15 protein-coding genes are annotated in these 17,224 nt (G+C 72.7%); 5 read left to right on the top strand and 10 right to left on the bottom strand.

The window, feature by feature from the left end:
• The first annotated feature begins 17 nt into the window (after positions 1-17).
• Positions 18-2,111 (top strand): MDR family MFS transporter, encoded by a 2,094-nt coding sequence (locus OG599_RS30105; protein ID WP_327179121.1) that lies wholly within the window; start codon positions 18-20, stop codon positions 2,109-2,111.
• 61 nt (positions 2,112-2,172) lie between these two features.
• Here OG599_RS30105 and OG599_RS30100 read toward each other — a convergent pair whose 3' ends face one another.
• Positions 2,173-2,616, bottom strand: coding sequence for a YchJ family protein (locus tag OG599_RS30100; RefSeq protein ID WP_327179120.1), 444 nt, complete (start codon positions 2,614-2,616; stop codon positions 2,173-2,175).
• Positions 2,617-2,756: 140 nt separating this feature from the next.
• Positions 2,757-2,966, bottom strand: coding sequence for a hypothetical protein (locus OG599_RS30095; RefSeq protein WP_327179119.1), 210 nt, complete (start codon positions 2,964-2,966; stop codon positions 2,757-2,759).
• Between the two features lie 282 nt (positions 2,967-3,248).
• On the opposite strand from OG599_RS30095, the gene OG599_RS30090 reads away from it, so the two are divergent.
• The gene (locus tag OG599_RS30090; RefSeq protein ID WP_327179118.1) at positions 3,249-4,157 is read left to right on the top strand and encodes a helix-turn-helix domain-containing protein; all 909 of its coding nucleotides are present in this window, start codon (positions 3,249-3,251) and stop codon (positions 4,155-4,157) included.
• Between the two features lie 108 nt (positions 4,158-4,265).
• Here the strand turns inward: OG599_RS30090 and OG599_RS30085 are convergent, their stop codons facing one another.
• The gene (locus OG599_RS30085) at positions 4,266-4,502 is read right to left on the bottom strand and encodes a DUF397 domain-containing protein (protein WP_327179116.1); all 237 of its coding nucleotides are present in this window, start codon (positions 4,500-4,502) and stop codon (positions 4,266-4,268) included.
• Positions 4,502-5,362 carry a helix-turn-helix domain-containing protein gene (locus tag OG599_RS30080; RefSeq protein ID WP_327179115.1) on the bottom strand — a complete coding sequence of 287 codons (861 nt, stop codon included), beginning with the start codon at positions 5,360-5,362 and terminating at the stop codon, positions 4,502-4,504. Before OG599_RS30080 ends, OG599_RS30085 begins: the two co-directional genes overlap by 1 nt.
• A gap of 210 nt (positions 5,363-5,572) precedes the next feature.
• Here OG599_RS30080 and OG599_RS30075 point away from each other — a divergent pair, with 210 nt between their 5' ends.
• From OG599_RS30075 to OG599_RS30065, 3 genes are all read left to right on the top strand, one after another.
• Entirely contained in the window at positions 5,573-6,031 is a 459-nt protein-coding gene (locus OG599_RS30075; RefSeq protein WP_327179114.1) for an ATP-binding protein, read from the top strand.
• Positions 6,025-6,501 carry a hypothetical protein gene (locus tag OG599_RS30070; protein WP_327179113.1) on the top strand — a complete coding sequence of 159 codons (477 nt, stop codon included), beginning with the start codon at positions 6,025-6,027 and terminating at the stop codon, positions 6,499-6,501. The genes OG599_RS30075 and OG599_RS30070 overlap by 7 nt, the downstream gene beginning before the upstream one ends.
• A gap of 150 nt (positions 6,502-6,651) precedes the next feature.
• Positions 6,652-10,356 carry a DUF4132 domain-containing protein gene (locus tag OG599_RS30065; RefSeq protein WP_327179112.1) on the top strand — a complete coding sequence of 1,235 codons (3,705 nt, stop codon included), beginning with the start codon at positions 6,652-6,654 and terminating at the stop codon, positions 10,354-10,356.
• Here the strand turns inward: OG599_RS30065 and OG599_RS30060 are convergent.
• From OG599_RS30060 to OG599_RS30035, 6 genes are all read right to left on the bottom strand, one after another.
• Positions 10,338-11,684, bottom strand: a complete 1,347-nt coding sequence (locus OG599_RS30060) for a 6-phospho-beta-glucosidase (protein ID WP_327179111.1) — start codon at positions 11,682-11,684, stop codon at positions 10,338-10,340. The two genes, OG599_RS30065 and OG599_RS30060, sit on opposite strands and share 19 nt — an antisense overlap.
• A 139-nt stretch (positions 11,685-11,823) precedes the next feature.
• Complete coding sequence (locus OG599_RS30055; RefSeq protein WP_327179110.1) at positions 11,824-13,350, bottom strand: cytochrome P450; 1,527 nt, start codon at positions 13,348-13,350, stop codon at positions 11,824-11,826.
• A gap of 302 nt (positions 13,351-13,652) precedes the next feature.
• A complete protein-coding gene (locus OG599_RS30050) occupies positions 13,653-14,267 on the bottom strand; it encodes a GTP-binding protein (protein ID WP_327179109.1) in 615 nt (204 codons plus the stop codon).
• Positions 14,248-14,619 (bottom strand): DUF742 domain-containing protein, encoded by a 372-nt coding sequence (locus tag OG599_RS30045; protein WP_327179108.1) that lies wholly within the window; start codon positions 14,617-14,619, stop codon positions 14,248-14,250. The genes OG599_RS30050 and OG599_RS30045 overlap by 20 nt, the downstream gene beginning before the upstream one ends.
• A complete protein-coding gene (locus OG599_RS30040) occupies positions 14,616-15,023 on the bottom strand; it encodes a roadblock/LC7 domain-containing protein (RefSeq protein ID WP_275491019.1) in 408 nt (135 codons plus the stop codon). Before OG599_RS30040 ends, OG599_RS30045 begins: the two co-directional genes overlap by 4 nt.
• Positions 15,020-16,651 carry a sensor histidine kinase gene (locus OG599_RS30035; RefSeq protein WP_327179107.1) on the bottom strand — a complete coding sequence of 544 codons (1,632 nt, stop codon included), beginning with the start codon at positions 16,649-16,651 and terminating at the stop codon, positions 15,020-15,022. The genes OG599_RS30040 and OG599_RS30035 overlap by 4 nt, the downstream gene beginning before the upstream one ends.
• Between the last annotated feature and the right edge of the window lie 573 nt (positions 16,652-17,224).

The raw sequence follows: 17,224 nt of genomic DNA, 5'->3' as shown, positions 1-17,224 counted from the left end.
GGTGTGAGGGTGCGAGGGTGACCACAGCCAGCAGCGAGACCGCTCCGGTGGCGCCGAGCGCCGCCGCGCCGCCCGTCCTCGACCCTCGCCGCCGCAACATCGTCTTCGCGACGATCGTGCTCGGGATCCTCCTCGCGGCGCTGGACCAGACGATCGTGGGCACGGCGCTGCCCACGATCGTCTCGGACCTCGGCGGGGCGGCCCACATGTCCTGGGTGGTCACCGCCTATCTGCTCGCCGAGACCGTCGCCACGGTGCTGGTCGGCAAGTTCGGTGACCTGTTCGGCCGCAAGCTCGTGTTCCAGGTATCGGCGATCGTCTTCATCACCGGCTCGTTCCTCTGCGGCCTGGCCTCCAACATGCTGCTGCTGATCATCTGGCGCGGTCTCCAGGGCATCGGCGCGGGTGGCCTGATGGTGACCTCGATGGCTCTGATCGCCGACGTGATCCCGTTGCGCGAACGCGGCAAGTACCAGGGTGCGATCGGGGCCGTGTTCGGTGTGTCGACCGTCGTCGGCCCGCTGCTGGGCGGGGTGTTCACCGACCACCTGACCTGGCGCTGGGCGTTCTACGTCAACGTGCCGATCGCCATCGTGGTGGTCATCGCGGCGGCCCGGAACATCCCGTCCGTGCGGGCCGCCGGCCGCCCGGTCATCGACTACCTGGGCATCGCCCTGGTGGCGGTCGGCGCGAGCGCGCTGATCCTCGGGACGAGCTGGGGCGGCAACGAGTACGCCTGGGGCTCCCCCGTCATAATCGGCCTCTTCGTCGGCGGGCTCGTCGCGCTCGCCCTGTTCGTGCGGGTGGAGAGCCGGGCCAAGGAACCGATGCTGCCGATGCGGCTCTTCCACAACCCGGTCTTCACGGTCTGCGCGATCCTGAGCTTCATCGTCGGCTTCGCGATGCTCGGAGCGATGACCTTCCTCCCCACGTACCTCCAGTACGTGGACGCGAACTCGGCGACGATCTCCGGCGTCCGGACGCTCCCGATGGTCATCGGTCTGCTGATCGCCTCGATCTTCAGCGGCAACACCGTCAGCAGGACCGGCCGGTACCGGATCTTCCCCATCGTGGGCTCGCTGGTGATGGCCGCCGGGCTCTTCCTGATGTCCCTGATGGGCCCGGACACCGGGGTGTTCCTGGAGTCGGTCTACATGTTCGTGCTCGGCCTCGGCATCGGCCTGTCGATGCAGGTCCTGACGATCGCCGTGCAGAACACCGTGGACTACGCGGACCTGGGTACGGCCACTTCGGGCGTGACCTTCTTCCGTACCCTCGGCAGCTCCTTCGGCACGGCGGTCTTCGGCACGATCTACGCCAACTCGCTGGGCCCGAACCTCCAGCAGGGGGTGGCCGAGGCCGCGCGGGCGGGCGGTGATCCCGCGACGCTGACCGCGGCCTCGCAGAACCCGCTGAGCCTGCACGCCCTGCCCGACGCGCAGTCCGCGCCGCTCGCCCAGGCGTACGCGGACACCATCCACACCGTCTTCCTCTGGACGGTGCCGGTGGCACTGATCGGGTTCGTGGTGGCGCTGTTCCTCAAGGAGGTCAAGCTGCGGGACTCGGCGCGGGCCGGTTCCACCGACATGGGCGAGGGCTTCGCCCAGCCCATGAGCGGGAACCCGGACCGCGTCCTGGAGTTCTCGGTGGCCAAGATCCTCCACGGCGCCCGCCCGGACACCGCACGGCGGATCGTCGACGCGTCCGACACCCGGCTGGACATGGCGGGCGCCTGGGCCGTCATGCAGGTCGACCTGTTCACACGGATGGTCGGGCACGCCGGTCTCGGGCTGATCGCGACCCGCCACCGGCTGCCCCCGGAGGTCCTGGTCCCGGTCTTCGACCGGATGATCGACGAGGGCTACCTGACCGGCGACGGACGGCTCTTCCAGCACACCGCGGCGGGCCGCCGGGAGGCCGCCACGATCACCTCCGCCTGGGCCCGGTGGCTCAACGAACGGCTGGAGGAGGACGGCGCCCGGCCCGACGACCGGCAGCTGAGGGCTGCCGTCGACGTCATCGCCAAGCAGCTCCTCGCGGAGGACCTGGCGGCCGAACTCGCCCCGGCTCCCCGGAACCACGCGCCCGCTCCGGTGGGCACCGCGGTCTGAGCGCGGCCGGGCTCCGGACGGGGCCCGGCCGCACGGGCCCGGCCGCTCGGGCCCGGCATCGTCACGCGTCCGGGAACTCGCCGTCCTCGTAGACCCAGGCGCCCTCGTGGCGGACGAAGCTGCTCCGCTCGTGCATGCTGCCGGGCCGTCCGCCCTCGGTCCAGTGGGCGCGGAAGGTGACGGTGCCCGTCGTGTGGAAGGCGCTGCCCTCGGTGGTGTCCAGGATCTCCAGCCGCTCCCAGCGCGTGCCCGGGTCGAACTCGACGACCGGCGGCCGGGTCGCCGGATGCCAGGTACGCAGCAGATAGCCGGCGTCCCGGACGACGAAGGCCGTGTACCGGGACCGCATCAGGGCCTCGCAGGTGGGCGCGGCGGCCGTACCGCCGTGGTACCGGCCGCAGCAGGCACCGTACGGAGCCGGCAGGCCGCAGGGGCAGGGGGCGTCGGGGGTGACGCGCGGGGCGGAGGGGACGGGCGGTTTCCGGCGGGCGGTGCGTCGTGACATGCGCCCATTGTCGCCGGTCGCGACATGCGCCCACTGTCGCCGGTCGTGACGTGCGCCTGTTGTCGACGTCATGCGGTACGCCCGTTGCCGCCCGGCCCCGCCCATCGGGACGAAAGGGCGCCCCGGTGGCCCGGCGGGCCTCACCACCGCTGCGGGGGCTCCGCCCTTTTGGCCGTCAGTCGGCGTCGCGCGCCCGCCCCCGTGGACGGCGGACGCGCGCAGTCGGGCGATCGGGCCGGATGCGCGTACCCGTGCGCGCGGGCGCCGGTCGCGTTGTCGCCGTACACCACGACCACCGCCTCGCCGAGGACCGGGCCGCCGCAGTCGACGCAGTGCGGGGGAATCGTCATCGCGCCCGCCCGGCTGTCCGTCCGGCTTCCCGCCCGAATATCCGTCCGGCTTTCCGTGCGTCCTCGGCCACGTCCGCGCCCCTCTCGCCCTGTGGTGGATCACGCACGGTGCGTGATGTCGTAACCCAGCATGCACCGCCCGAGGGGCGAAACGCAAAGATTGCGTTCTCCATGGCTGCGTTCTCTCCGCCCGCGATCCCCGTGCCCGCGTCCTGCCGGTTTGAGGTGAGGTCCCGTCAGCGGCCAGACTCTCGTTACCCCCGGGACAGGAAGGCGCACACCGTGTCGGACAGGCAGCAGACCCCACCCCCGACCGTCAGGCTGCGGCGGCTCGCCGCCCTCCTGCGGCGGCTGCGCGCCGAGGCGGAGCTGACGCGCGAGCAGGTGGCCGGGCTTACCGGCATCAACGTCGTGACGCTGTACCGGATCGAGAAGGCGCGCGCCCGCCCGCAGAAGCGGACCCTGGCGGCGCTGATGGAGGCGTACGGGGCCGGCGAGGCGCAGCGCGCGGACCTGCTGGCGGCGCAGCGGATCGCGGACGACCGGAGCCGGCTGCGGCCGTACGGCGCGGAGCCGTCCGGGGCGGCGGGGACCGGCGGGTCCGCGGGGTCCGCGGGGTTTTCGGAGGGATACCTCGCCTACCTCGGGTTCGAGGCCGAGGCACGCACGGTGCGCGCCTACGAATCGATGTACGTGCCGGAGCTGCTCCAGACCGAGCGCTACGCCCGGGCGGTGATCCGGGGCGTGCTGCCCGACGCCGGACGGGCGGAGGTCGACGAGCGCGTCCGGGTACGGATGGAACGGCGGAGCCTGCTCGCGAGGGCGGACGGCCCGAGGCTCCGCGCGGTGGTGGACGAGGCCGCCGTGCGGCGGGCGGTGGGCGGGCCGGAGGTGATGCGCGAACAGGCCGAGCACCTCGTACGGATCGCGCGGGAGCCCGGGGTGAGGGTGCAGGTGATCCCGTTCGGGGCGGGGGCCCACGCCGGAATGGCCGGGAGCTTCGTCCACTTGGACTTCCCCGACACGCGGGACGCGGAGCTGGTCTGGGTGGACACCCCCGCCGGCGACGTGTTCCTGGATGCGGAGGAGGAGACCCTCCGCCACCGGTCGCTGTTCGATCGGCTGCGGGCGGTGGCGCTCAGCCCCGGTGACAGCGCCGCGCTGCTGGCGGGGGTGGGCCGGGCGGAGTGAGGGAACGGCCGTGGCAGCCGCGCCGGTTCGCCCGGCCGCCACTGCCGGACGGTTCGGTTCGGTTCGGGTCGATTCGGGTCAGGTCAGGTCAGGTCAGGTCAGGTCAGGTCAGGTGAGCAGGAAGTCGGCCTGGCCGGTCTTGGCACCCTGGATGAAGGCGGCCATCTCGCCGGTGGAGTAGATGAGCGCCGGGCCGTCGGGGTCCGCGGACTGGCGGATGGCGACTCTGCCGTCCGCCAGCTTCATGGTCTCGACGCAGTTGCCGCCGTTGCCGCCGCTCCAGGGCTTGGACCAGCCCTCGGCACCGAGGGCGGTGGCCGGCATGCCGTTGTAGATGTCGCTCATCACAGCTCCTTGCGGAAATCCCGGAGGATGTCCTTCGTGCGTCGTGCAGTCGCGGCCTGGGCCGCCATGCGGTCCATGACCTCGAGGTAGGAGGCCACCTCGGGGCGCGTGTCGAAGTAGACGGCGCCGGTCAGGTACTCGCTGAAGACCATGTCGGGCAGTTCGGGCACGCCGAAGCGGAAGAGCACGAACGGTCCGTAGGTCCCGGGGTGGTGGCCGGTCGCGAACTCCGCGATCTGCAGCGTGATGTGCGTCTGTTCGGAGGCTTCGAGGAGCTTGTCGATCTGCGCGCGCATGGCTTCGGGGGTGCCGACCGTCCGTCGCAGCACCGTCTCGTCCATGACGACCCAGAGCCTCGGCGCGTCCGCCTTGGCGAGCAGGCTCTGCCGCTCCATGCGCAGGGCGACGTGCCGTTCGATGTCGTCGGGCCGGGACTGGCCGACCGCGCCGCCCAGCATCACGGAGCGGGCGTAGTCCTCGGTCTGGAGGAGTCCGGGCACGAAGTGCGGTTCGTACATGCGCAGCAGGCTCGCCGCGCCCTCCAGGCTGACGTACATGCTGAACCAGTCGGGCAGCACGTCGTGGTAACGCTGCCACCAGCCGGGCTTGTTGGCCTCTTCGGCGAGCTCGACGAAGGCGTCGGTCTCCTCCTCGCCGATCCCGTAGGCACGCAACAGGGCCTGCACGTAGGGGATCTTGAGGGCGACCTCGGCCGTCTCCATCCTGCGGACCGTGGCGGACGCGACGCGGAGCACCTTGGCCGCCTGGTCGCGGGTGAGCCCGGCACGCTCCCGCAGGTCCTGCAGGCGCCTGCCGAGGACGACCTGCCCCACGGTCGGGGCTGACCGAGGCTCGCTCACTTCGGACCTCCGATGGTCTCTTCTGTCAGCAGTGTGCCATGCGGGTGACGACAAAGACACGGGCACTCTGCAAATTTCAGAGTGCCCCTTGCCAAGTGTCCGCGTCAGGGGGAGAGTTGGTGAGTGAACCAGTTCACCTGGTCACGTCCGCCCCTCTCCCGATGCGTCGAGGTCCGGACATGACGCGGCAACCACTGTGAGGATTCGGTCGTGGCACCTGGCAGTGCGCTCATCCCCCGGCCCGTGGGCTCCCCTTCCGGGGCTGAGGCGCTCCGTTTCCGCTTCGCCCTGCCGGCCAGACCGGCTTCGGCCGCCGGGGCGCGCAGACTGACCAGGGACAGACTCGCGGTCTGGAAGCTCCGGGACGACCTGCGCGACACCGCCGCACTCATCGTCTCCGAGCTGGTCACCAACGCCGTGGTGCACACCGCGAGCGCGCTGGTCGTCTGCGAACTGCGGCGCCTGGACCACCTGTTGCGGATAGCGGTCCAGGACCAGGGCCGGCTCTCCGGCGGCCCGAAGCTGCGCGCCTCCTCCGACGACGAGCACGGGCGGGGCCTGTTCCTGGTGGACGCCCTGAGCCAGGCGTGGGGCTCCCACGACGCGGAGGACGCGTCCGGGCGGGTCGTCTGGTCGGAGCTGGCGCACGGTGCGGGGCAGCCGTGCTGAGGGACGCGCTGGTCCGGCTGCGCGGGGGCCGTCAGGCTCCTCGGACCGTCGAGGACCGGGCCGCCGGGGGCGGCGCCGGGGGCGGGAGCGGCGCGGGTCCCGCGCGGGCCCGGCTGCCGCTGCCGCCGGAGCTGTGCGCGAGCCTGGGGTACGACGCGGTGGGCGTCCCGGCCCGGCACGGCTTCCACCTGATGTCGCATCTCCCCCGCACCGGCTGCGTGTTCGAGGCGGCCGACGTGTGGTGGTGGATCGTGCCCGCGGGCTCCGACCAGGACCTGGACTGGCCCGAGCCCGTCGCCTACGCCGCGGGGGGCTTCGTACCGGTGCCACGGCCCCGGCTGATCCACGGGCCGGACAGCCGCACCCCCTATACGCCCCCGATCCCGCTCTTCCTGATGGTGTGCCAGGTGGCCGGGGTGACGCCGAACTGGGGAGCACCGGGCCGACGGCGGGCGGTCACCGCGCCCTGAGGGGCTCCCCCGGTCCGGTCCGCGGGCCCGCGGGTCCCGGGCCGCGCACCGCCGCCGCACGGCACTGTCAGTGGTCGGTTCCAGAATGAAGACAGCGATCGGGAGACCCGCCGCTCGGCGGGCCGTACTGGGGTTGAGGGGGCGGGGCGGATGCGGCGCTGGGAGTTGGTCGAGGGCACTGCGTCGAAGTTCTGGGAGACCGGGGCGGTCGGCGTCGCGGTCACCGTGCGGTACGGCCGCTGCGGGTCGGAGGGGCGCACCCGGACGAAGGAGTACGCCTCCGCGGCGGCCGCGCACGCCCAAGTGCGCAGGACCATCGCGGAGAAGGAGCGCAAGGGGTACGAGGAGGTGGCGGCGAGCGCGTCCGCGCCGACGGTGCCGGGGCCTCCGGAACCCTCCGGGACGGTCGGCGCGAGCGGTGCCGGGAGCGCGAGCGGGACGGCCGCGCTGCCCGACGAGGACACCTTCGAACTCCCGCTGAGCTGGCGCCGGGTGCTCCATCCCCGGCGGGGTGGCTGCGCCCGCCCGCTGAACCGGCCCGGCGAGGAGGCTCTGGCGCAGGTCGGGGAGCGGATCGCGGGGGAAGCCGCCTGGATCGAGCTGATCCTCACCGAGCCGGGCTCGGACCCGGACCTGGTGGACGCCACCCGCGCCCACCTCGCCGGCAGCCCCTCCCCGGTCGGGGCCGCCGCGCTGGCGGCCGTCGTCTCCCTCGGCGAGACGGCCCCTTCGTGCTGGGTGGACACCTGGGTGGCCGACCACGGGCTGCCGTTCGCCGCCCGCGCGGCCCAGGAACTCCAGACGATCAAGGCGCACAGCTACCACGCCCTGGGGCGGCGGGTGAAGGGCGCGCTCAAGCGCGTCTCGCTCTCCTCGTCCCTGCACTGGCACCACGGCTCGCTGAACGTGGCCGCGCGGGCCCGCGCCCACATCGCCGCGGCGGACGAGGAGACCTACCGCGCGGTCGTGGAAGCGCTCGGCGCGGCCCGCCGGGACAGCCACCAGCGGATCGCCGCCGCCTTCCTGGCCCCGAGCGAGCGGGAGTGGGTCGACGCCCTCCTGTCGGAGCCCGCCGTGCTCGCCGAGGACCACTACGTCCTGCAGCGCATGGTGCTCTGCTCGCTGACGTCGGCCGGCCAGCTGGCACGGCTGTCGTACCGTCCGGACCACACCCTCGCCGTGATCGCGACGCTCGCCGACGGCATCGGGACGGCCGTCGCGCCGATGCTCCGGAAGTACCTCGACCACGGCAACCACTACGCCGAGGGCGTCAAGGCGGTCTCCGCCGCGCTCGCCGAGCTCCCCACGGACGAGGCGTTCAACATCCTGCTCCACCACAAGGAGCTGAAGCAGGTCCGCGCGGCGCTGCTCGACGCGATGCGCCGCTACCCGGTGCGGGCCCTGCGGCTGCTCTCCGCCGACGTCCGGTACAACACCGCCACCAGGTCGCGTGCCTCGCGGCAGTTGCTGCACGCCCACATCAACACCCACCGCCCGCTGGTCTCCTCCCTGCTGCCGGGGCTGCCCGGGGATCTGGCGGAGGTCGTCGGCCCGCTGCTGAACCCGGTGTCCCGCTTCCCGGAGGCGTCCCTCGCGTCCCTGCCCTCCGTGCTCACCCGGCCGCCGTGGACCCGCCCGCGCACCGGCGCGGCGACCCCGGTGAGCACCGGCGGGGCCGCGCTCCCCGCACCGGAGCTGCGCTGGCTGCCGGGCGAGGAGGAGGCGTGGGCGCGCTGTTCCAGCTGGTACACCCGCCCGCAGCACGGCGGCGACTACGAGAAGGTGATCTCCTCCCAGCTCGAAGGGCTGGGGAGCACCGGGCTGCGGCCCGCGTGGATCTTCCTGCACGCGCCGGTGGAGCGCATCGCGCCGGCCCTGGCCACCTGGGCGCCGACGGACCTGTGGGACGGGGCGGACACCCTCAGACCGATCGTCGCCCGCTTCGGGATCGACGCGCTGCCGCTCCTGCTGCGTACCGTCCCCCGCCAGCCGAGCACCATGGCGGAGCTGTTCCTGCCGTTCGCCGACGCGGCCGTCGCCCGGCACATGGCGGACTGGGCGGCCCGGCTGAAGTCCACCGCCGCGACGACCCGGGCGTGGTTCGCGCGGCACGGCGGCGCCGCCGCGGTGTTCCTGGTGCCGGACGCGGTCGGCAAGCCCGGCGCCCCGCGGCGGGCGGCCGAGCGGGCGCTGCTCCAGATAGCGGCGGTGCACGGCGAGGCGACGGTGCGTGAGGCCGCCGCCCGGTACGGCGCGGACGCGCTGCGCTCCGTCGAGATGCTGCTGGTCGCCGATCCGCTGGAGCACGCGCTGCCCGCGAAGCTGCCGGTCCTGCCGAACTGGGCGGAGCCGGGGCTGCTTCCGCAGCTTCTGACGCGTACCGGCGAAGCCCTGCCCGCCGAGGTGGTGCGCAACGGCCTGACGATGCTGGCGCTCTGCCGGCCGGGCGAGGCCTACCCGGGTGTCGCGGCGCTGCGCGAGGCCGCCGCGCCCGCCTCGCTCGCCGAGTTCGCCTGGGCGGTCTTCGAGCAGTGGCTCGACGCGCGGCTGCCGGCCAGGGAGTCCTGGGCGCTGTACGCCCTGGGCGAGGTCGGGGACGACGAGACCGTACGGCGGCTCACGCCGGTCATCCGCGCCTGGCCGGGCGAGGGTGCGCACCACCGGGCGGTCGAGGGGCTGGACGTGCTGGCGGCCATCGGCAGCGAGGTGGCCCTGCTCCATCTGCACGGCATCGGCCAGCGGGTGAAGTTCAAGGCGCTGAAGACGCGCGCCCAGGAGAAGATCGCCGAGGTGGCCGCGGTTCTGGGTCTCACCGCCGAGCAGTTGTCCGACCGCCTGGTGCCGGACTTCGGGCTGGACGCGGACGGCTCGACGGTCGTGGACTACGGCCCGCGCCGCTTCACCGTCGGCTTCGACGAGCGCCTCGGCGCGTACGTCCTGGACGGGGCGGGGAACCGCCGCAGGGATCTGCCGGCCCCGGCGGCCCGGGACGACGGGGAGCTGGCCTCGGCGGGGCGCAAGCGGTTCCTGGCCCTGAAGAAGGACGTACGCGCGGTCGCCTCCGGGCAGGTGCAGCGGCTGGAGGCCGCGATGGTGTCGGGCCGGTCCTGGACGGCGCGCGAGTTCCAGGAACTGTTCGTCACCCATCCGCTGGTGGGGCATCTGGTGCGGCGGCTGGTGTGGCTGAGCGAGTCGCGGGGCACCACGACCGCCTTCCGGGTCACGGAGGACCGGACGTTCGCCGATGTGCGCGACGAGGTGTCCGTGCTGCCCGCCGACGCGTCCGTGCGGCTGGCCCATCCGCTCCGCCTCGGCGACGAGCGGGCCGCCTGGTCGGAGCTCTTCGCCCGCCGGGAGCTGTCCCAGCCGTTCCCCCAACTGGAGCGCGCGGTCTTCGCCTTGACGGACGAGGAGCGGACGGGCAACCGGCTGGCCCGGTTCGAGGGCGTCACCGTGCCCACGGTCGAGGTGCTGGGCCTGGAGCGGCGCGGCTGGGAGCGGGGCGCGCCGCAGGACGCGGGGGTGGTGGGGTGGATCTCCAGACGCCTCGGCGAGGAGCTGTACCTGATCGTCGGGTTCTACGAGGGCATCGTGGCGGGCTCCCCGCAGGCCTTCCCCGATCAGCGGCTGGAGGCGGTCTGGCTCGGCGACCGGCCCGGGGACCACTGGCCCCACGGGACGTACACCCATCTCTTCGGCGGCCTGGACCCGGTGATCGCGTCCGAGGTGCTCGCGGACCTGACGGCGCTCGGCGGTGTCCGGCGCGCCCCGGCGGACGGCGGTCCGGCCCCCGACGGTCCGGCCGGGGTGCCGGGCCGGACCGTCACGGTGGCCGGTCAGGGCTTGTCGAGGTAGGCCAGCTGGGGGTGGGCGCGGGTGTAGGCGTCGACCAGTTCGCGGGCGACGTTGACGGAGTCCACGAGCGGGTGCAGCGCGAACGCCCGCACGGCGGCGGAGCGCGATCCGCTGTCGGCCGCTTCGAGCACGGCGCGTTCGACGGCCTTCACGGAGGCGACGAGCCCGGCCGCGTGGAGCGGAAGCGGGCTCACCGCCACCGGGTGGGCGCCGTTCGCGTCGACCAGGCAGGGGACTTCGACCACGGCGTCCGCGTCGAGCGCCGAAAGGGTGCTGCCGTTGCGGACGTTGAGGATGAGCGAGGTGCGCTCGTCGCGGGCGACGGCCTGCATGAGGGCGAGGGCCACCAGTTCGTAGCCGCCGGCCTCCAGGTCGCTCGCGGCGCGCTCCCCGGCCCCCGCGACCTCGCGGTTGGCCGCCATGTAGGTCGCGTCGCGCTCGGCGCGGGTGTGGTCCCAGGTGGCCAGGGCCGGGGTGCCCGGTTCCCGCATCCGCGCGTAGAAGCCCTGCTGCTGCTCGCGGAGGAAGGCGCCCCGGGTCAGCTTCGCCTGCTGGTAGGCGCGGACCGCTTCCCGGTTGAAGTAGTAGTAGTGCAGGTACCCGTTGGGCACGGCACCGAGCGAGCGGATCAGGTCGGTTCCGAAGAGCTTGCCCTCCTCGAAGGAGCCGAGCAGGGTGTCGTCGGCGAGCAGCCGGGGAAGCTCGTCCCGCCCGTTCACGTACAGGCCCTGGACCCAGCCGAGGTGGTTGAGGCCCGCGTAGTCGATCCAGGCGCGGTCCGGGTCGGCGCCGAGGACCCGGGCGATGCGGCGGCCGAGGCCCACGGGCGTGTCGCAGATGCCGACGACCCGGTTCCCCAGGTGCCGGGACATCGCCTCGGTCACCAGGCCCGCGGGGTTGGTGAAGTTGATGACCCAGGCGTCCGGGGCGAGCCGGGCGATGCGGCGGGCGAGGTCGACGGCGACCGGAACGGTGCGCAGCCCGTACGCGATGCCGCCCGCCCCGACCGTCTCCTGCCCCAGCACCCCCAGGTCCAGGGCCACCCGCTCGTCGGCCGCGCGGCCGGCGAGGCCGCCGACCCGGATCGCAGAGAAGACGAAGTCGGCGCCCTTCAGGGCCTCGTCGAGGTCGGTGGTGGCCAGGACGGCGGGGGCGTCCGGCACTCCCCCGGCCTGTTCGTCCAGCACCCGGGCGACGGCCGCGAGGCGGTCGTGGTCCGTGTCGTAGAGGGTGACCCGGGAGACGCGGCCCTCGGCGTGATCGCCGAGCAGTGCCCCGTACACCAGGGGGACCCGGAATCCGCCACCGCCAAGAATTGTCAGCTTCACGCTGCTCGATGGTACGGGTCCGGCCCCGGCCCGGCGGGACGCGGGGGACGGCGGGCCGGGCCTCCGGCGCGCCGTACCCGCCGGGGACCGCTCGGCACGGGGTGGTCGCCGGGGCGCCGGACGCCCCGGTGTCCGTCGGTCAGTACCCCTTCCACCAGCTGGAGACGGCGTGCCAGAGGCGGCCCGTGGCGCTCTGGGTGCGCTGCTCCGGGATCGCGGGGGCCGGGGCGCCGTGGACCGGGGCGCTGTCGGCCGGGGCCGCGGCGGCCTCCTGTCCGCCGGCCGGCCGGCCGGGTGCGGCGGTCGGCGACGGCGACGAGATCTCCCAGTCGTTGCGGGGGACGGAGCGGGCGGCCATCGACGTCATGGGTTCGTCGTCGATCTCCTGCTGCGGGCTGGGCGCGAACTGGACCGGGAGTTCGGTCAGGTGGCGCGACATGATGTTGCCCACCCAGCGCAGTTCGCTCTCGTCCGCCGCGAGTTCGAGGTCGGGCAGCCGCATGAGCAGCGCGTCCACGCCGACGTCCGCGATGGCACGGCCGATGTCCTGGCCGGGGCACTCGTGGGGGCCGCCGCTGAAGGCGAGGTGGGCGCGGTTGCCCTCCATGGAGGCGCTGAGGTCGGGCCGTACGGCGGGGTCGCTGTTGGCGCCCGCGATGCTGACGAGCAGAGCGTCGCCGGCCTTGATCTGCTTCCCGCCGAGCTCGGTGTCGCCGACGGCCCAGCGGCCGAAGACCGCGGAGAAGGGGGGCTCGTCCCACAGGGTCTGCTCGACCGCCTCGGGGACGGTCATGTGGCCGCCGCTGAGACGCGCCCGGAAGCGCGGGTCGGTCAGCACCATCCGGATCACGTTGGCGATCAGGTTGGCGGTGGACTCGTACGCCGCGATGAGCGTCAGCCGGAGGTGCTCGATGACCTCGATGTCGCTCATCCTGGCGGGGTGTTCGACGAGCCAGGTGGCGAAGTCGGACTCCGGGGCACCCCGTCGGCGCTCGACGAGCCGGGTGAGCACGCCGACGACGTACGCGTTGCTGGTGACGGCGGTCTCGGTACCCCGCGTCATGTCGCGGGCGGCCTGCACCAGCCGGTCGTCGTACTCCTCGGGCATGCCGAAGATCGCGCACATGACCATCATCGGCAGGTGCTCGGCGAACTGGCTGACGATGTCGGCGGTGCCCTTGAGGCAGAAGTCGTTGACGAGGCGGTTGCTGAAGCGGTTGATGTGGCGCCGCACGCCGCGGGTGTCGATCCGGGCCATGCTGTCCGTGATCGCGCCGCGCTGACGTTCGTGGGTCGCGCCGTCCGCGAAGGCGCAGATGGGCTGGTACGTGAAGATCGGCGCGAGCGGGTGCTCGGGGCCCACGCTGCCGTCCTGCAGGGCGCGCCAGCGCCGGGAGTCGCGGGAGAACTGCGAGGGGGTCCGGGTGACGTAGAGGTTCTCGCTGTGGCCGAGGACGAGCCAGGCGGGTACGTCACCGTGGAGCAGCACCGGAGCGACGCTGCCGTGTTCGGCGCGCAGCTTCTCGTTCAGCCCGACGATGTCGTTCTCCACCTCGGCGCCGTAGTAGCGGCGCAGCCCGCCGGGGCCGAGTCCGTGGGCGGGGCATCCGGGCGGCGGGGCGGCTCCCGTCGGCGCTCCGGGTTCGTGGGAGAAGGGGGTTGTCACAGTGGCTCCAGTGATGAGGCTTTCAAGGGTCGCGCGGGAGGGCTGCGCGGGCGGGGAGGGGACACGACCCGAAGGGGGTGTCCGGCGGATCACGGCCGGGCTCGCGCGCCCGGTCCGGTAGCTCGCGTCGGGGTGACGCGTCGTACCGGAGCCGCGCTGCGCCCGGTCCGGTCCGCCGGACACTTTCGGCGCCGCGCGGCCGGGTCGTGTTCGTGCCAGGCGTCGCCCGACGGGCGGGACTTTCACGACACGGCCCGGGTTTGGGGCGGCCCGCCGGACGATCCGGCCGGCCGCCCCGGACGTCATACGAGGGGTACGGCCAGGCTGTGCAGGTAGCGCATGAGCGTCATCAGCACGTCCCGGCTGGACGCCCGAAGGCGCGCGTCGCAGTCGATCATGGGGACTTCGTCGGGCAGGTCCAGCGCCTGCCGCAACGTCTCGACCGGATGGTGCGGGGCGTCGGGGAAGGTGTTGACGGCGACGACGAACGGCACCCCGCGCTCCTCCAGCCGTCCGATGACGTCGAAGCTGGTTTCGAGGCGCCGGGTGTCGATCAGGACGACGGCGCCGAGAGCGCCCTCGAAGAGGCCGTTCCACAGGAACCAGAAACGTTCCTGGCCGGGCGTGCCGAACAGGTAGAGGATCAGTTCCTCGCTGAGGCTGATCCGGCCGAAGTCCATGGCGACGGTGGTGGCGGTCTTGCTCTCCACCCCGGCGTTGTCGTCGACGCCGACGCCTGCCTGCGTCATGGTCTCTTCGGTCGTCAGAGGCCGGATCTCGCTGACCGAACCGACCATGGTGGTCTTGCCGACCCCGAATCCACCGACGATCACGACCTTCACCGCGGCGGTGGCCGTGGTGGGCAGGACGTCCTCGGTACGGGGGCCGGTGATCGTGTCAGAGCTTCTGAAGTCCATGCATCACCGCTTCGAGAAGGGACCTGTCGGGGAGATTGGCGCGGACGATGGGTGCGCGCGATTCGATCAGTTCGGACGCGAGTAATTCGGTCAGGAGTGAGGTGACGACGCTGAACGGGAGGCCGAGATAGGCGGAGATCTCGGCGACGGACAGGGGTGCCTGGCAGAGCCGCAGGATCGCGGCCTGCTCGGGCTGGAACGTCGGTGAGGGTTCCGCCTGGGCGACGACCATGGTGACCAGGTCGAGCGCTGCCCGCTCGCTGCCGTCAAGATCGCCGGTGATGACGTACAGGCGCTCGGGATCGTTGAGCGCCGGGTCGGCATTGCGGCGTTCCCGTCGGGGAGCGTTCATCCGGCCTGCCCGTCGTGGCGCGGCGGGCTGGTCAGATGGGCCCCGATCCGGACGACCATGTCGCGCATCCGCGCGCCGACCAGCCCGGCGTCGACCGTCTCACCGGCCAGCACCGCGAGGTAGGCGCCGGTGCCGGCCGCCATCAGGTAGAAGAACCCGCCGGTCACCTCGATGACGACGAGCTTCATCAGGCCGTCGCTGTAGGGGATTTCGGAGGCGACGGCGGCGGCCAGGCTCTGCAGGCCGGCGCAGGCCGCGGCCAGCCGGTCCCCGACGTCCGGGTCTCCGCCGTGCATGGCGATGCGCAGACCGTCCGAGGAGAGCACCACGATCTGGTGGATGCTCGGAACGTCGTCGGCCAGTTCCTTGAGCATCCAGTCCATGTTTCCCCGCTGCTGGATCACTTGAGGTCTCCCTTGTCCCACGCGTCGTCAGAGTCTTCGCCGTTCTTCGGGTCGTGCGGCACGCCGTTGACGGCCTTGGTGAATGCCTCCAGCCAGAGGCCGGGGGGCTTCTCCTCGCCGCCCGCGCGGCCGGCGGCGTGCGGGGCGGCGCCGTTGAGCGCCGCGGGGGCGCCTTCCGTCGCCGGTGCCGGGGCCTGCTGCGGGAGGTTGTGCGAGCCGAGCGGGGCGCGGCCCCGGCTGCGGCGCTGGGGCAGGCCGTTCTCGGTCCACTCGGTCACCACGGGGACCTCGTCCTCCATGGCCGCTGCGGGCGCGGCCGGGCGCGCGGAGGCGGCCGGCGAGACGGTTGCCGAGGGCACCGGGCCGGTGGCCGCGACCCTGGCCTTCCGCTTTCCCGCGGGCGGTACGACGTGCTGGAGCTGCGACATGTCCAGTGAGCTGGTGGGCCGCGAGGTGGCGCCGATGCCGTGGGCGATGCCGGGCGCGGGTCCGGTGGTGATCATGTCCCGGGGGACGATGAGTACGGCCCGGACGCCGCCGTACGCGGACTGGCGCAGCGATACCTGGAGTTGGTACATGCGCGACAGCCGGCCGACGACCGCCATGCCGAGGCGCGGGGATTCCCCGAGGTCGTTCATGTTGATGCCGGCCTGGGCCTGGGCGAGCATGTTCTCGGCCCGGGCGCGGGCCTCCTCGCTGAGGCTGACGCCGCCGTCCTCGATCTCGATCGCGATCCCCGTCTGCACCTCGACCGCGGTGACGTGCACCCGGGTCTGCGGCGGGGAGTAGCGCGTGGCGTTGTCGAGGAGTTCGGCGCAGGCGTGGATGAGCGGCTCGACGGAGGTGCCGACGATGGCGACTTTGGCGATCGAGTGCAGATCGACGCGCTGGTACTCCAGGATGCGGGACATCGCACCCCGCAGCACGCTGAACAGCGGTACGGGCTTGGGCCACTGGCGGCTGGGGCGGGCACCGCCGAGCACGGCGATGGAGTCGGCGAGGCGGCCGATCAGCGCGGTGCCGTGGTCGATGCGGAGCAGGTCGTCGAAGACCTCGGGGTTGCGCCCGTAGTGGTCCTCCATCTCCCGCAGTTCGCTCGCCTGGCGGTGGACGATGGCCTGCACGCGCCGGGCGACGCTGACGAAGGCGCGCTGCGCGGAGTCACGCCGGGCCTCCTCGTCGTCGATGATCTGCAGGACGGTGTAGACGAGGCGCCGCAGCGCCTTGGGGAGGTTGCGGTACGACTCGTCCCCGTCCACCACCTCGCGCATGACTTCTTCGGGCGAGTTGCTCGCACGCAGCATCCTGATGGCGGAGGGCATCAGTTCCTTGGTGAGCCGCACGGTCTCTTCGTCGTGTGCGGCGATGCGCGATTCGAGCTGGGCGATGCGCTGTTCGTACTTCGCGCGCAGGACGCGTGTCTCGCACCGTCGCCGGTTCAGTGCGACGGCGAGCGCACCGACCACGACGGCGGCGAGCGCGCCGCTCACGGCGAGTGGTATCCGCGCGGCGTCCGTGACCAGGGTGACGCCCAGCGCGGAGGCGCCGACGACCAGCGCGACGGGCAGGAGAAGTACGCGGACGACGGGGATCCGTCGGTCGGTCGGTGGTGATTCAACACGGACCATCTAAAAACCCTCTGGCGGTTGATTCCGGGATGTATGCCCACAGGTGCTGACACTCATGAACATGTGCGCGAATTGGTGCCAACTCGGCTTCACTGCGCGTGAGCTTAGCCAGATCAGAACAGGGGGTCGGCACATTCACCCAACGCCCTGCGGGCGGACTCCGGGGGTAATACACTCGCCAGTTTTCGCACTCAACGCTTCCGGACGTGCGCGGATAGTGACGAACCGCGCCGGACGGGCGGGATTCGGGGCTTCCGTCCCGCACAGTGGTACGAAGACGTACGCAGCGCCACGGGAACGGACCGTAATCATCCTGGGCGACCCGGCGCTTGCGCGGACCAACGCGGCCGGGGCTGCGCCACGATCCACGGGAGAGGCTCTAAGCTCGCCGCCGGGACGGCCTCACCCCGACCGTCCCGCAGAGCAGTACGTACGCACACACACTCGAAGTGGATCGAAAGGGGCGGATTCACGCCCCGCGGAAGAGTGGCGGGCAAAGTCGCCCGGTTTGACGGCCGGTGAGGCCCGCCCGCGCCTCCGCACGCCGCGGCGAGAACCGGATGAGAGCGGGCA

The sequence above is a fragment of the Streptomyces sp. NBC_01335 genome (assembly GCF_035953295.1).
Classification (GTDB): domain Bacteria; phylum Actinomycetota; class Actinomycetes; order Streptomycetales; family Streptomycetaceae; genus Streptomyces.
The sequence above is the reverse complement of the archived record's forward strand: the minus strand, read 5'-3'. Positions and strand labels throughout refer to the sequence as shown.

Excerpts from the sequence above, each read along its gene's own strand:
- OG599_RS30100 (WP_327179120.1), bottom strand. The coding sequence starts at position 2,616 with ATGTCACGACGCACCGCCCGCCGGAAACCGCCCGTCCCCTCCGCCCCG.
- OG599_RS30095 (WP_327179119.1), bottom strand. The coding sequence starts at position 2,966 with ATGACGATTCCCCCGCACTGCGTCGACTGCGGCGGCCCGGTCCTCGGC.
- OG599_RS30085 (WP_327179116.1), bottom strand. The coding sequence starts at position 4,502 with ATGAGCGACATCTACAACGGCATGCCGGCCACCGCCCTCGGTGCCGAG.
- OG599_RS30065 (WP_327179112.1), top strand. The coding sequence starts at position 6,652 with ATGCGGCGCTGGGAGTTGGTCGAGGGCACTGCGTCGAAGTTCTGGGAG.
- OG599_RS30050 (WP_327179109.1), bottom strand. The coding sequence starts at position 14,267 with ATGGACTTCAGAAGCTCTGACACGATCACCGGCCCCCGTACCGAGGAC.
- OG599_RS30045 (WP_327179108.1), bottom strand. The coding sequence starts at position 14,619 with ATGAACGCTCCCCGACGGGAACGCCGCAATGCCGACCCGGCGCTCAAC.
- OG599_RS30035 (WP_327179107.1), bottom strand. The coding sequence starts at position 16,651 with ATGGTCCGTGTTGAATCACCACCGACCGACCGACGGATCCCCGTCGTC.